This is a genomic window from Actinomycetospora sp. NBRC 106378 (genome assembly GCF_030269685.1).
GTDB lineage: Bacteria > Actinomycetota > Actinomycetes > Mycobacteriales > Pseudonocardiaceae > Actinomycetospora.
The window spans coordinates 1-13,054 of the sequence record NZ_BSTT01000007.1 but is presented as its reverse complement, the minus strand read 5'-3'; the positions used below and the strand labels follow the sequence as shown (position 1 = coordinate 13,054).

Genomic DNA, 13,054 nt, shown 5'->3' with positions numbered 1-13,054 from the left:
CGAAGACGACGGATGCCGATGGCATCCGTCGTCATGAACTGCTACCCGTGCAGGTCGGTCCACTGCACGGCCACGCCGCGGCGGTGGTGCTCGAGGCGCCGCAGCCGGCGGCGGGCCTCGTGGGTGAGACCGTCGATGCGGTCGAGCAGCTGGTTGAGCTCGGCGGTCTCGGAGTCGATGAGCGCCTCGCGCGCCTGCTCGGTCTCGGGAGCGCGCGGGGAGCAGCTGGTGACGAGCGGTGCGTACTCGGTGGCGGCGTCGGGGACGGCCACGGTGTCTCCTTCAGGCAGATCGTGGTGCAGGGGCGTGACCGGCGGGGCGGGGCCGGCCGCCGGTCACTGAATCGTTCAACACGCTAGCACCTTCAACATTCCCGCCGCGGACGGACGGCCCCGGCGCGCCGGGGTGTCGGCGGCCTCAGACGCCGTCGAGCACCGCGCGGAGGGCCGCCCGGGCACCCTCGGCGTGCAGCCGGTCGAGGTGACGGCGGTAGGCCGCGGTGAAGCGCTCGTCGGCGGCGAGGTCGCCGAACAGCGAGCGGTCCTCGAGGAACGCCAGCGGCTCGTCCGGGTAGCGCCGCGCGGCGGCCGTGCGCTCCTCGGCGCGGCCGGTGTCGACCACCTCGATCGGCTCGCCGGCCTCGTCGACCCCCTCGGCGTAGCGGGCCCACGCCGCGACGATCAGGGCGGAGCGCTCGATCTCGCCGCCCTGCTCGAGGTTGCGGCGGATGACCGGCACGAGCCACGGCGGGATGCGGTCCGACGACTCCGCCGCGAGCCGGGCCAGGGTGTCGCGGATCTCCGGGTTCGCGAACCGCTCGATGAGCGTGGCCTTGTAGTCCCCGAGGTCGACGCCGGGGACCGGCAGCAGGGTCGGCGTGGCCTCGTCGTCCATGTAGCCGCGGACGAAGCGCACGAACTCCTCGTCGGCGCAGACCTCGTGGGCGTAGCGGAAGCCTGCGAGGTAGCCGAGGTAGGCGATCGCCTGGTGCGAGGCGTTGAGCAGCCGCAGCTTCATCAGCTCGTAGGGCTCGACGTCGTCGACGACCTGGACGCCCGCCTCCTCGAACGCCGGGCGCCCGGCCGCGAAGCGGTCCTCGAGCACCCACTGCGTGAACGACTCGCACACCACCGGCCAGCCGTCGTCGACCCCGGAGCGCTCGGCCAGCTCGCGGCGGTCCTCGTCGGTGGTCCGCGGCGTGATGCGGTCGACCATCGAGTTGGGGAACGGGACCTCGCCTTCGATCCAGGCGGCGAGGTCGTCGCCGGTGCGCTCGTCCCGGAGGCGGGCGAACGCGGTGATCATGCGGTGCGCGACGTCGCCGTTGCCGGCGATGTTGTCGCAGCTCATCACGGTGAAGGGCCCGGTGCCCTCGGCCCGGCGCCGCCGCAGGGCCTCGACCAGGAAGCCGAACGCCGAGCGGGGGATCGTGTCGGCGTTGCGGGCGATGTCGTACGCGACGGACTCTTCGGACCCGTCGAACTCGCCGGTGGCCGTGTTGACGTGGTAGCCGCCCTCGGTGACGGTCAGGCTCACGATGCGGGTGGCCGGGTCGGTCATGCACTCGAGGACCGCGTCGGGGTCGTCGGGGGCGACCAGGTAGTCGACCATCGAGCCGATGACGCGCGGCTCCCGCGACCCGTCGGCGTGCTTGAGCACCAGCGTGTAGAGGTCGTCCTGGCGCTCCATCACCGCGCCCATCGCCCGGTCGGCGTCGAGCACCCCGACCCCGCAGAGCGCCCAGTCGTGGTCGCGCCCCGCGGCGAACAGCCGGTCCAGGTACATCGCCTGGTGCGCCCGGTGGAACCCGCCGACGCCGATGTGGACGATGCCGACCGCGAGCGCGTCGCGGTCGTAGTCCGGTACCGGGACCGAGCGTCCGGCCAGCTCCGGCAGCGAGGCGCGGTTCAGGGCCACAGCGTCGGCGCTCATGGGGATCACCCTAGGAGCGCAAGCGCTTGCCGTCACGGATCTCGTGGGAGTCGCCGTCCGGGGGCGAGCCCTCACCGGCCGCCGGCGACGTCCAGGATGCTGCCGGTGGCGTAGGAGGCCTCGTCGGAGGCCAGCCACACGATCGCGGCGGCGATCTCGTCGGCCGTGCCCGCCCGTCCGAGGGGCACGGCCGGTCCGAGGCGACCGGCGCGGTCGGGCTGGCCGCCGCTCGCGTGGATGTCGGTGTCGACGATCCCGGGTCGCACGACGTTGACCCGGATGCCCTCGCCCGCCACCTCCTTGGCGAGCCCCAGCCCGAGGGTGTCCACGGCCGCCTTCGACGCGGCGTAGTCGACGTACTCCCCGGGTGAGCCCAGCCGCGACGCCGCGGAGCCGACCAGGACGATCGACCCGCCGTCGTGCCCGTGGGCGGTGGACATGCGCCGGACGGCCTCGCGGCAGGTCACGATCGTGCCGGTGACGTTGGTGGTGAGCATCCGCTCGACGCGGTCGACGGTGAGCTCGTCCACGCGGGTCCTCTCCCCGACGATGCCGGCGTTCGCGACGACGGCACCGAGCCGCCCCAGCGTCGTGGCGGCCTCCACCGCGGCGACGACGTCGGCCTCGACGGCGACGTCGGCGCGGACCGCTGCGGCACGCCCGCCCGCGTGCTCGATCGCGGTGACGACGGCGGCCGCGGCGTTCTGGTCGGAGCGGTAGGTGAGGCAGACCGACCAGCCGGCGGCGGCCGCCCGTCGCGCGGTCGCCGCCCCGATCCCTCGGCTGCCTCCGGTGACGAGCATGCTGCGCATGGCGCCGATCATCCCGTGCGCGTCCTCGTGGCGCGCCGATCGGCTGTCTCGCGTCCTCGAGGTGCACACGAGGCATGACGACGGGCCCGGAACGCTGCCTGGTGTACCTCTCGCGGCGGGGGCGGCGAACCGTTCGGGCCGGGCCGGGGCGTATGTGCACCCGGTGACCCTCGGTGACGCACGTCCGGTCTGATGGCCCTGGAACCGGTGCTGCCGGCAGCGGTTCTGCGGTTCCGCTCAGTCGTAGATCACGGCGGCCCCGCGGCGGCGGAGGTCCGCGAGGCCGGCGAGCATGGCCTGCACCTGCTCGGGCGGGTGGCCCACCCAGTCGCTGAGCTCGCCGACGATCCGCACCGGCTCGCGGGTCCGGTACGAGCGGGTGGGGTTGCCCGGGAGCTTCTTGTCCGTGACGTTCGGATCGTCCTCGAGCGCGCCGGTGGGCTCGACGAGGTAGATGTGCCCACGAGTCGCGCCGGGCGTCAGGGCGACCGCCATCTCCGCGCCCCAGGTCGCGGCGTCCAGCGTCGCGGTGACGTAGACGTGATTCATGATCCGCCCCGCCTCGAAGTGCGTGGGGCGCCCGGGGACCAGCAGGTCCCCGACGGCGAGCTCGGCCGCCGTCCCGTGCAGCAGCACCCCCGGGGCGTACTCCTCGAACGGCGTCGGTGCGGTGGACACGGCGTCGATCCTGCTCCAGGACACAAGGGGCTCGCCCAATCGCCGCGGCGCTCGCGGCGGTCCGGTGACCCGCCGTCGGGACGCCCCCGACCGCTCGACCGGGAGTGGGCCGCGGTCGAGCCGGCGTGGCGTGATGGGTCACGGGGAACCCGTCGACCGCGAATGGTTGCGTAACCTATCGATCATGCGGCGGTTCCTCACGGCCAACGCCTTCGTGCTGTCCCTCCTGGCCACCGTGGGGATCGCGACGCTCCTGCCCGCGCGTGGCGGGTTCGCCCCGGTGGTCGACCACGCCACGACCGTCGCGATCGCGCTGCTGTTCTTCCTCTACGGCACCCGGCTCTCGCCGCGCGAGGCGTGGGCGGGGCTGCGGCACTGGCGCCTGCACCTCACCGTCGTGGTCGCGACCTTCGTGGTGTTCCCGCTGCTCGGCCTGCTCGTCGGCCTGACCGACCTGCCCACGCCCGAGCTCGCCGTCGGGATCGCGTTCCTGTGCTGCCTGCCCTCGACGGTGCAGAGCTCGATCGCGTTCACCTCCGTCGCGCGGGGGAACGTCGCCGCGGCGATCTGTGCGGCGTCCTTCTCCAACCTGCTCGGGATCGTGGTCTCGCCCCTGCTCGTCGCGCTGGTCCTCGGCGGGCAGGGCGGCATCTCGGGCCGGGCGGTGCTCGACGTGGCGCTGCAGCTGCTCGCACCGTTCCTGCTCGGGCAGCTCGCCCGGCCGTGGATCGGACGGTTCCTCGCGCGCCACCACCGGCTGCTCGGCCTCGTCGACCGCGGCTCGATCCTGCTCGTCGTGTACTCCGCCTTCGGGGAGGGCGTCGTCGAGGGCGTCTGGCAGCGGACGTCCGTGACGTCGCTGGTCGCCCTGGTCGGCCTCGAGGTGGTGCTGCTCGCGGTCGTGCTCCTCGCGACGTGGCACGCCGGTCGGCTGTTCTCGCTGCCCCGGGAGGACCGGGTGACGATCATGTTCTGCGGCTCGAAGAAGTCGCTCGCCTCGGGCCTGCCGATGGCGGGCGTGCTGTTCGCCGGACCCGTCGTCGGGCTGGTCGTCCTGCCGTTGATGCTCTACCACCAGCTGCAGCTCATGGTCTGCGCCGCGCTCGCCCAGCGGCTCGCCCGGTCGGTCGACGATGCTGCTGTGGTGACGACCCGCGAGGAGGTCCGCCGATGACGACGTTCGTCCCCGAGATCCGGATGCCCGAGGGGGCGGAGGAGCTCCGCGCCGAGGTCCGCGCCTTCCTCGACGCCGAACGCGCGCGCGGGACGGTGCTCGACCGCCCCGACTCCTGGTTCGCCGGCTGGGACCGCGACTTCAGTCGACGGCTGGCCGAGCAGGGGTGGGTCGGGATGACCCTCCCGCCCGAGTACGGCGGCGGGGGACGGTCCCCGCTGGAGCGCTACGTCGTCATCGAGGAGCTGCTCGCCGCGGGTGCCCCGGTCGGCGCGCACTGGGTCTCCGACCGGCAGGCCGGGCCCTCGATCCTCGCCAACGGGACCGACGAGCAGCGCGCCCGCTACCTGCCCGCGATCACCCGCGGCGAGTGCTTCTTCTCGATCGGGATGAGCGAGGAGGGCGCCGGCTCGGACCTGGCGGCGGTCGCGACCCGCGCGGAGCGCGACGGCGACACCTGGCGCCTCACCGGGGTCAAGATGTGGACCGGCGGTTCGCACGTCAACGACGTCGCCATCGTCCTCGCGCGCTCCGACCCCGAGGCCGCGTCCCGACACGCCGGGCTCTCCCAGTACGTCGTCGACCTGCACGCCCCCGAGGTCCGCGCCGAGCCGATCCACCTGCTCACCGGCGAGCACCGCTTCAACGCCACCCACCTCGAGGGCGTCCCCGGCGAGCCGCTGGGCCCGGAGGGCTCGGGGTGGGCGCAGGTCACCGGCGAGCTCGCGCAGGAGCGCAGCGGTCCGGAGCGGTTCCTGTCGACCTTCCCGCTACTGACGTCGCTGCTGCGGCTCGGGGTCCCGGACGCCGGGTCGGTGCCGGTCGGGCTGCTCGTCGCCCGGCTCGCGTCGTTGCGGCGGCTCTCTCTGGGGGTCGCGAGCGCGCTGGAGCGCGGGGAGTCGCCGGACGTGGCGGCCGCGCTGGTCAAGGACCTCGGCACCCGTTTCGAGGGCCGGGTCGTGGAGGAGGTGCGCGCGCTGTCGCCGGTGGTGGCCGACCCGTCGGCGCCGGTCGGGTCGCACGCCGAGGTGCTCGCCCTGGGCATCGGTCACCTGCCCGCCTACACGCTGCGCGGCGGGACGAACGAGATCCTGCGCGGGATCATCACGAAGGGACTGGGGGGTCCGCCCGCGCCGCAGGACGGCCTGGTGACCCTGGACCCCGACGCGCCGGTCGGGGAGCAGGTCGCCGCTGCCCGCGTGCTCGGCGCCGGCGTGACGGACGGCCCGACGATCGAGGACCTCGTCGCCCGGCAGGTGCTCGCGGCGGCCGGTCGGCCGGTCCCGGACGGACCGCTCACCGTGGTGTTCGACGACCGGGTCGCGGTCCGGGACACCGACGGCGACCGGGTGGTCCTCGACGGCGAGCTCGTCCGGGTGCCGTGGGCCCGCTCGGCGACCACGGTGCTGGTCACCCAGGGCGCGCACGGGCCGCTGGTGACGCTGCTCGAGTCGGGCAGCGCCGTCGTCGGGAACGGACGGAACCTGGCGGGGGAGCCGCGGGAATCCCTGACGCTGCACGAGATGACGGTCCCCGCGTCGCCGCTCGACCCGGAGGCGGCGACGGGTGCCGCGCAGCGGCTGGCGCTCCTGCGCGCGGCCTCGATCGCGGGCGCGGCCCGGCGGGCGAGCGAGCTGGCGATCGCCCACGTCCGCGAGCGCGAGCAGTTCGGCAGGCCGCTCGCGAGCTTCCAGGCCGTGAAGCAGTCGGTGGCGGAGCTCGTCGAGGAGGTCGCGCTCGTGGAGGCCGCCGTCGCCGTGGGGGCGGAGCGGGGCGGGGTGTTCGGGGTCGCCGTCGCGAAGGCGCAGGCGTCCGCGTCGGTCGGCGAGATCACCCGGATCGCCCACCAGCTGCACGGGGCGATCGGGTTCACCGAGCGGAGCGCGTTGCGGCACGCGACGACGCGGCTGTGGTCGTGGCGCGACGAGGACGGCGACGAGCGCGCCTGGGCCGGGCGGCTGGGCGCGCTCGCCGTCGGGGCCGACGACCTCTGGGGGCTGGTGACCGGCTGAGGCCTACCGGCCCGTGTGGGCGAAGGAGCTGTCCTCCTCGGCCGTGCGGATCGACTCCTTCTGCCGGTCGAGGCGGCCGAGCACGGTGCGCAGGTCGTCGAGCAGCTGCTCGGCGAGGGAGTGGGTGAACCCGTTGCGCACCACGAACCGCAGGACGGCGAGGTCGGTCCGGTCGGCGGGGAAGGTGTAGGCCGGGACCTGCCAGCCGTGCTCGCGCAGCCCGGCGGAGACGTCGAACACCGAGTAGTTCGTGATCCCGTCGCGCAGTCGGGCCGCGAAGACCGGGAGTTCGTCGCCCCGGGTGAGCAGCTCGAAGGGACCGAGGTCGGCGATCCGGTCGGCGAGCGTCGTCGCCACCTCGCGGCAGTGCCGCTGCACCCGGGCGTAGCCGTCCCGGCCGAGGCGCAGGAACTGGTAGTACTGCACGGCGACCGGGGCGCCCGGGCGGGAGAAGTTGAGGGTGAAGGTGGCCAGCTCGCTGCCGAGGTAGTTCACGCGGTAGACGAGCTCCTCGGGCAGGGCGTCGGGCTCGCGGAAGACCACCCAGCCCAGGCCCGGGTAGACGAGGCCGTACTTGTGTCCCGAGGTGTTGATCGAGGCGACCCGCGGGAGCCGGAAGTCCCAGACGAGCTCGGGGTCGAGGAACGGCGCGACCATCGCGCCCGAGGCGCCGTCGACGTGCACCGGGACGTCCGGCCCGCCGTCCGCGGCGAGGCGGTCCAGCGCCGCGCAGATCTCGGCGACGGGCTCGTAGCTGCCGTCGAAGGTGGAGCCGAGGATCGCGACGACGCCGATCGTGTTCTCGTCGACGTGCTCGAGCGCGGACGCCGCGTCGAGATGGAACCGGTCGCCGGACATGGGGACGAGGCGCGGCTCGACCTCGAAGTAGTTGGCGAACTTGTCCCAGCACACCTGGACGTTGCCGCCCATGACGATGTTCGGTCGCCCGGTCCCCCTGCCGCGTGCGACCCACCGTCGCTTGAGGGCGAGCCCGGCGAGCATGCAGGCCTCGCTCGACCCGGCGGTCGAGGTCCCGGGCGCGGTCGACGGGTCGGGGGCGCGCCAGAGGTCGGCGAGCATCCGGACGCAGCGCTGCTCGAGCTCGGCGGTCCGGGGGTACTCGTCCTTGTCGATCATGTTCTTGTCCGCGCAGGACGCCATGAGTGCGGCGGCGTGCGGCTCCATCCACGTCGTCACGAACGTGGCCAGGTTGAGCCGCGAGTTGCCGTCGAGCATCAGCTCGTCGTGCACCAGCTGGTGGGCGACCGCGGGGTCGAGCTCGTGGTCGGGCAGCTGGGTGGTGGGCATCCGCCCGGGCTCGGCGGTGAACGTGGGGACGAGGGCGGCGTCGAGGCCGCTCCCGGGATGCGTGGGGGACTCGGTCACGGTGCTGATCGTGCAGCCACCCGGTGTACGCCGCGGTGAACACTCGCCGACGTCGCCGGATCGTCGTCCCCGTCCGGGTGGGTCGGGGCTCCGCGACGGGGTACAACGGCGCACGTGGCAAAGACCAAGACCAAGGCCTCGTCCGTGACCGCCTCGACCCTCGTCCTCGCCGCGTTGCGGGAGCGGGTGGCCGCTCTCCACGCCGCGGTGGAGTTCGAGACCGACGAGCCGGTCGCCGCCGACGCCGCCGCCGACGACGACACGGCCTCGGTCGAGGACGACGGCGGGAGCTCGGTCACCGTGCCCGCCGCGCCCGAGGAGGTGCCGGACGCGGACGACGATGACGACGACTCGGTGGTCGCCGCCGGCGTCGACGTGGAGGGCCTCGCGGAGGTGCTGTCCGACCTCGACGCCGTGGTCGCCGGGTTCGCCCCGCTGATCGAGGGCACCGACATCACGGCCCTGCGCGCGGAGCTGGCCTGGGCCCGCGCCGTCGTCGACGAGGCACACGGCCTGGAGGAGACCGTCGACGTGCTCGAGGAGCTGCTCGGCGGCCTGGACCCGTCGTTGCGCCTCGGACCGGTGGAGCAGCGGCTGCGCCTGGTGGTCTCGGCCCGGACCACCGAGCGCCGGGACGCGGTCGCGACGATGCTGACCCAGCCGGAGTGGACGAGCCTCGTCGAGCACGCCGACCGGCTCGTGCTGACCGCGCCCATCGCCGGCACGAAGCCCAAGCACACGGCGAAGGTGCTGGCCCGGACCCTGACGACGGCCGACGAGGCCGCCCGCCAGGCCGCCGACGCGGCGGTGGTGGAGGCCCGGGGATCCGATCGGGCGGGCGACCCGCAGCTCGCGCCGGTCATCGCGGCGGCCACCACGGTGGCGACGACGGCGAGGGTCACGCAGCCCGTCCTCGGCAAGGACGCCCGCAAGCTCGCGCGCGCCGCCGACGCCCTCGCCGCGGCGCTGGTGGAGCGGCGACGCAGCGAGGCGGCCGCGCACTGGCTGGTCGACCTCGCCGATCTCGCCCACCGGGCGGGGGAACCGAGCTTCACCTACGGGGTGCTGCACGTCGGCGCCCGGACCCGGCGGGAGCAGGCCGACGAGGCCCTGGCCGCCGCCGTCACCGCCTACACCAAGCCGAAGCTGCACAAGCTGTAGGCGGCCCGGCGCCGTCGCGCGCGGGACTCAGCGCAACGGCGGCGCCTGGCGGGCACCCGCCTCCTCGCCGTGCTCGAAGAGCTCCGACGCGGGCCCGACGACGGCGGGATCGGCCGCGTAGGCGACCTCCAGGTCCTTCTCGGGGTAGTCGAAGCGGTGCAGGACGTGGCGGATCGCCTCGAGGCGCGCGCGCTTCTTGTCGTTCGACTTCACCACGGTCCACGGCGCGTCGGCGGTGTCGGTGTAGAAGAACATCGCCTCCTTGGCGGCCGTGTAGTCGTCCCAGCGGTGGATGGAGGCGAGGTCGTTGGGGGAGAGCTTCCAGCGGCGGACCGGGTCGACCTGGCGGATGAGGAACCGGGTCCGCTGCTCGGACTGCGACACCGAGAACCAGAACTTCACCAGGTGGACCCCGCTGCGGACGAGCATGCGTTCGAGCTCCGGGGTCTCGCGCAGGAACTCCATGTACTCGCGCGGCTCGGCGTAGCCCATCACGCGTTCGACGCCGGCGCGGTTGTACCAGGACCGGTCGAACAGCACGATCTCGCCGGCCGCGGGCAGGTGCACGACGTAGCGCTGGAAGTACCACTGCGTGCGCTCGCGGTCGGTCGGCTTCTCCAGGGCCACGACGCGGGTGCCGCGCGGGTTGAGGTGCTCGGTGAACCGTTTGATCGTCCCGCCCTTGCCCGCGGCGTCCCGGCCCTCGAAGAGCACGACGATCTTCTGCCCGGTGTCCTTGACCCACGCCTGGAGCTTGAGCAGCTCGATCTGGAGCAGGCGCTTCTGCTCCTCGTACTCCCGGCGGTCGAGGCGTTCGGCGTACGGGTAGCCCTCGCGCCAGGTGTCGACCACCGTGCCGTCGGGCCCCAGCAGGGCGGGGTCGTCGTCCTCCGCCCCGTCGGTGTCGACGGAGAGCTGCTCGATCGGCACGGCTGAGAGGTCGGCGAGGTCGGCGAGGTCGGCGAGCTCGCCACGGTCCGGTGTCACGCGCGCGATCATGACCGCCCGAGGTGGCCGACAGGTGAACGTCGGCCGGGGGTCGCCTCGCGGTCACGTTCTCGACGACGGGTCGGGCCAGGCTGGTGGTCATGGCCCACCTGCTCGACGGAGACGCCCTGCTCGCCCGCGCCGAGGCTGCCCTCGCGGTGGCGTTGCCCGACGCGCTCGGCGTCGAGTTCGTCGACCCCTCCGACCCGCTGCGCGGCGTGGCGTTCGAGGTCGCCGGGATCGCGGTGACGCCGGCCGCCACGCTGCACGCCGCCGCCCTGGCGGCGGCGTTGGAGCTCGCGGGGTACCTCGCGGTCCTGCCGACGCTCACCACGGCCGAGCACGCCGTCACCCATCAGATCTCCACCCAGTACCTGCGGGCCGGGACGGTCGGGCAGCGGGTCCGGGTGCGGGCGGAGCTGGTCCGCCGCACCCGGGCGCTCGCGTTCGTCGCCGTCACCGCCGAGCGCGAGACCGACGGGGTCGTCCTGGCCCAGGGCCAGATCACGAAGTCGGTCGTGGAGTTCTGAGCACCGTCGCCGCGAGGGCGAAGCCGATGGTGGCCGCGAGCAGGTGACCGACGGTGGTGAAGTCGGGTACCGCGCCGAACCAGTCGGCGTCGGCGAGCGGCCAGCCGACGACGAAGAGCACCCACGGCGCCCACGCCCACCGTGGCAGGGCGACGACGGCGGCGGCGAGCGCGGCCTCGGCGCCGTAGGAGATGCCGACGTCGACGGCGGACCGGGTGTCGTCGGGGTAGGTCCCGGCCCGGATCGCGACGAGCAGGACGACGGCGGTCAGCAGCGTCGCGCCGACGTGCCCGGCGAGGAAGACGGCGGCCGCCCGCCCGGCGCCCCGGTGGGCCTCGATCCACCACAGCGCGATCCCGATCCCGAGCCAGAGCGTGATCAGCAGGCCCGGGTCCAGGAGCGATCCGTCGGTGACGACGGCGCTCCCGAGCAGGGACCCGACCGGATGCCGGCCGAGGTTGTCGAGGTTGGTCGAGAGCCACGCGACGGCGGCATCGGCGGCGGGCGACACCGTGAACCAGACGTGGGCGACGAGCAGGACCACGAGGAACCCGCAGGTCCAGGGTCCGCGTCGCACATAGGTCACGGTCGTCGAGCCTCCCGCGTCCGGTGTCAGGCCGCTGCGAGGACCCGCCGCGGTGTCCGGCGCCGCCGCCACGGCGTGCGGCCCCACGGCTTCGCGACCGACGCCCACGTCATGAACAGGAAGGCCGCCATGCTGACCAGCGGGCCGACGACGAGCGGCACGGCGACCGGGCTGGGGGACGTGCCGAGGGCGACGCTCTGCTCGACCCACACGCCGACGAAGAAGGTGCTGTAGAGGATCACGGCGACGGTGAGGACGAGCTTGACCAGCACCCACCAGTACGTGACGAGTCCCCACGGCGTCACGAGGGACAGCACGACGCCGGTGGCAAGCGCGAGGAAGGCGCCCGGGATGACGAGCCAGAGGTCGATCGTCGACACGAGCAGGTAGCAGGCCCGCCGCAGTTCGACGTCCCCGGTGACGGATCCCGTCGAGGTCAGGACGACGTTCGCGGCGCCCGCGCCCATCCAGCCGAGCGAGACGACGACGTGGACGAAGACGAGCAGCTGCCGGGTGCGCTTGCCGACGGTCCTGAGCACGGTCCCCGGGTGCCCAGGGTTTCAGGGACCTGAAACCTGCTCGGCGACGCGGTTCAGCAACGCCGTGAGGGTCGCCAGCTCGTCGGGCTGCAGTCCGAGGGCCTCCGGGCGGTCCGCGTCCTCGACGAGCGGGGTGGCCCGGGTGAGGACGTCGCGACCGGCGCCGGTGAGACGGACGGGTGCCGGACGGCCGCGGCCGGCGGCAGCGCGGTGCACGTATCCCGCCGCCTCCAGGCCCGGGAGCAGCTCGCTCATGCTCTGCGGGGTCATGAGGCATGCGCGGGCCAGCTCGGAGGACGTCGCGCCGGGGGTGTTGTCGAGCTGGACGAGGACGCCGAACTGCGTGGGGCTGAGTCCGACCGGGGCGAGCGTGCGGGCCAGGCGGGGGGCCAGGAGCAGGTGGGTGCGGATCACCGACCAGCTCGGGAGCGCGGCGACCCGCTCGTCGGTCCACAGCTCGGGCACGGCCGGACCCTAGCCTGTGGTCGCGGGAGTTGCTCCGATCGGCTGCTTGATTGTGTCGAACATGTGTTCGATGATGGGTTGCATGGCGATCGAGGCAGGGTGGGACCCCGAGGTGGGGTTGCCGCTGCCCACGCCACCGTCGATGTGGGACGAGGATCCCGACGAGCCGGCGTTCGAGCTGCCGGACGAAGCGGAGCTGTCGTGGTGGGCCGAGCTCGACGCGGCCGCCGACGACCCGGGGAACGAGGAGCCGGGCTGGGCGGTTCCGGGGGTCACCGACGAGCAGCCTTCCGAGGAGGGTCTGTCGGCGCGGTCGTTGGCGGAGTTGGCGGAGCTCTCGGAGGCGGTGCGGGCGCAGCGGCTGGCCGGGGCGCGGGTGTACCGGGCGTTCACCGCGATCCGCGCCGGGAACGTGTTGGCCGAGTCGGGGTACCGGAAGCTCGCGCCGCTGCTCGAGGACCACGTCCGCCTCGACCGGGTCGCAGTACTCAAGCTGGATCGGCACGCGGAGGCGTTGCACGACACCGTCACCCCCACCGGCGCCACCACCCCCGCTTCGCTGCCCGCGACCTCAGCCGCGGTGCAGGACGGGGTGGTCGACGCCGATCACGTCGAGGTCATCGACAAGGTCATGACCCGGCTGCGAAAGGTTTCCGGGTTGGACGATGTCTGTGCTCAGGACATCGAGGACAGTTGATGTCTCAGCACATCGCGGACACTGAGCAGGCCCGCTGGGTGGGTTGGTCACGGTGGTGACCAGCCTGCTCGGCTGTGGGCAGGACAGGGTTCGAG

At 73.6% G+C, this 13,054-nt stretch carries 14 protein-coding genes; 5 read left to right on the top strand and 9 right to left on the bottom strand.

Annotated features, from left to right (window positions below; translation table 11 throughout):
• Positions 1-41: 41 nt before the first annotated feature.
• From QSK00_RS16720 to arr, 4 genes are all read right to left on the bottom strand, one after another.
• Complete coding sequence (locus tag QSK00_RS16720) at positions 42-272, bottom strand: hypothetical protein (RefSeq protein WP_285592269.1); 231 nt, start codon at positions 270-272, stop codon at positions 42-44.
• A 145-nt stretch (positions 273-417) separates the two neighbouring features.
• On the bottom strand, positions 418-1,932 hold the full coding sequence (locus tag QSK00_RS16715) for a mannitol dehydrogenase family protein (RefSeq protein ID WP_285592268.1): 1,515 nt from the start codon (positions 1,930-1,932) through the stop codon (positions 418-420).
• Between the two features lie 71 nt (positions 1,933-2,003).
• Entirely contained in the window at positions 2,004-2,744 is a 741-nt protein-coding gene (locus QSK00_RS16710) for an SDR family oxidoreductase (RefSeq protein WP_285592267.1), read from the bottom strand.
• A 237-nt stretch (positions 2,745-2,981) separates the two neighbouring features.
• Entirely contained in the window at positions 2,982-3,422 is a 441-nt protein-coding gene (gene arr / locus QSK00_RS16705) for an NAD(+)--rifampin ADP-ribosyltransferase (protein ID WP_285592266.1), read from the bottom strand.
• Positions 3,423-3,606: 184 nt separating this feature from the next.
• Between arr and QSK00_RS16700 the strand changes: the two genes are divergently transcribed.
• On the top strand, positions 3,607-4,596 hold the full coding sequence (locus tag QSK00_RS16700; protein WP_285592265.1) for a bile acid:sodium symporter family protein: 990 nt from the start codon (positions 3,607-3,609) through the stop codon (positions 4,594-4,596).
• On the top strand, positions 4,593-6,608 hold the full coding sequence (locus QSK00_RS16695; protein WP_285592264.1) for an acyl-CoA dehydrogenase family protein: 2,016 nt from the start codon (positions 4,593-4,595) through the stop codon (positions 6,606-6,608). The genes QSK00_RS16700 and QSK00_RS16695 overlap by 4 nt, the downstream gene beginning before the upstream one ends.
• A 3-nt stretch (positions 6,609-6,611) precedes the next feature.
• On the opposite strand, the gene gad is transcribed toward QSK00_RS16695, so the two are convergent.
• Positions 6,612-7,994 carry a glutamate decarboxylase gene (gene gad / locus QSK00_RS16690; protein ID WP_285592263.1) on the bottom strand — a complete coding sequence of 461 codons (1,383 nt, stop codon included), beginning with the start codon at positions 7,992-7,994 and terminating at the stop codon, positions 6,612-6,614.
• Between the two features lie 114 nt (positions 7,995-8,108).
• Here gad and QSK00_RS16685 point away from each other — a divergent pair, with 114 nt between their 5' ends.
• A complete protein-coding gene (locus tag QSK00_RS16685; protein WP_285592261.1) occupies positions 8,109-9,155 on the top strand; it encodes a CHAD domain-containing protein in 1,047 nt (348 codons plus the stop codon).
• A 27-nt stretch (positions 9,156-9,182) separates the two neighbouring features.
• On the opposite strand, the gene ppk2 is transcribed toward QSK00_RS16685, so the two are convergent.
• Complete coding sequence (gene ppk2, locus QSK00_RS16680) at positions 9,183-10,154, bottom strand: polyphosphate kinase 2 (protein WP_285592259.1); 972 nt, start codon at positions 10,152-10,154, stop codon at positions 9,183-9,185.
• An 89-nt stretch (positions 10,155-10,243) separates the two neighbouring features.
• Between ppk2 and QSK00_RS16675 the strand changes: the two genes are divergently transcribed.
• The gene (locus QSK00_RS16675) at positions 10,244-10,672 is read left to right on the top strand and encodes a PaaI family thioesterase (RefSeq protein WP_285592257.1); all 429 of its coding nucleotides are present in this window, start codon (positions 10,244-10,246) and stop codon (positions 10,670-10,672) included.
• Here QSK00_RS16675 and QSK00_RS16670 read toward each other — a convergent pair.
• Genes QSK00_RS16670 through QSK00_RS16660 form a run of 3 tightly spaced genes read right to left on the bottom strand, consistent with a single transcriptional unit; the run spans position 10,647 to position 12,262 of the window.
• Positions 10,647-11,249, bottom strand: a complete 603-nt coding sequence (locus QSK00_RS16670) for a rhomboid-like protein (protein ID WP_285592256.1) — start codon at positions 11,247-11,249, stop codon at positions 10,647-10,649. The genes QSK00_RS16675 and QSK00_RS16670 overlap by 26 nt on opposite strands.
• A gap of 35 nt (positions 11,250-11,284) precedes the next feature.
• Complete coding sequence (locus QSK00_RS16665) at positions 11,285-11,797, bottom strand: hypothetical protein (protein WP_285592255.1); 513 nt, start codon at positions 11,795-11,797, stop codon at positions 11,285-11,287.
• Positions 11,798-11,818: 21 nt separating this feature from the next.
• Positions 11,819-12,262, bottom strand: a complete 444-nt coding sequence (locus QSK00_RS16660; RefSeq protein WP_285592254.1) for a MarR family winged helix-turn-helix transcriptional regulator — start codon at positions 12,260-12,262, stop codon at positions 11,819-11,821.
• Positions 12,263-12,344: 82 nt separating this feature from the next.
• Between QSK00_RS16660 and QSK00_RS16655 the strand changes: the two genes are divergently transcribed.
• The gene (locus QSK00_RS16655) at positions 12,345-12,959 is read left to right on the top strand and encodes a DUF222 domain-containing protein (protein ID WP_285592253.1); all 615 of its coding nucleotides are present in this window, start codon (positions 12,345-12,347) and stop codon (positions 12,957-12,959) included.
• Positions 12,960-13,054 lie beyond the last annotated feature (95 nt).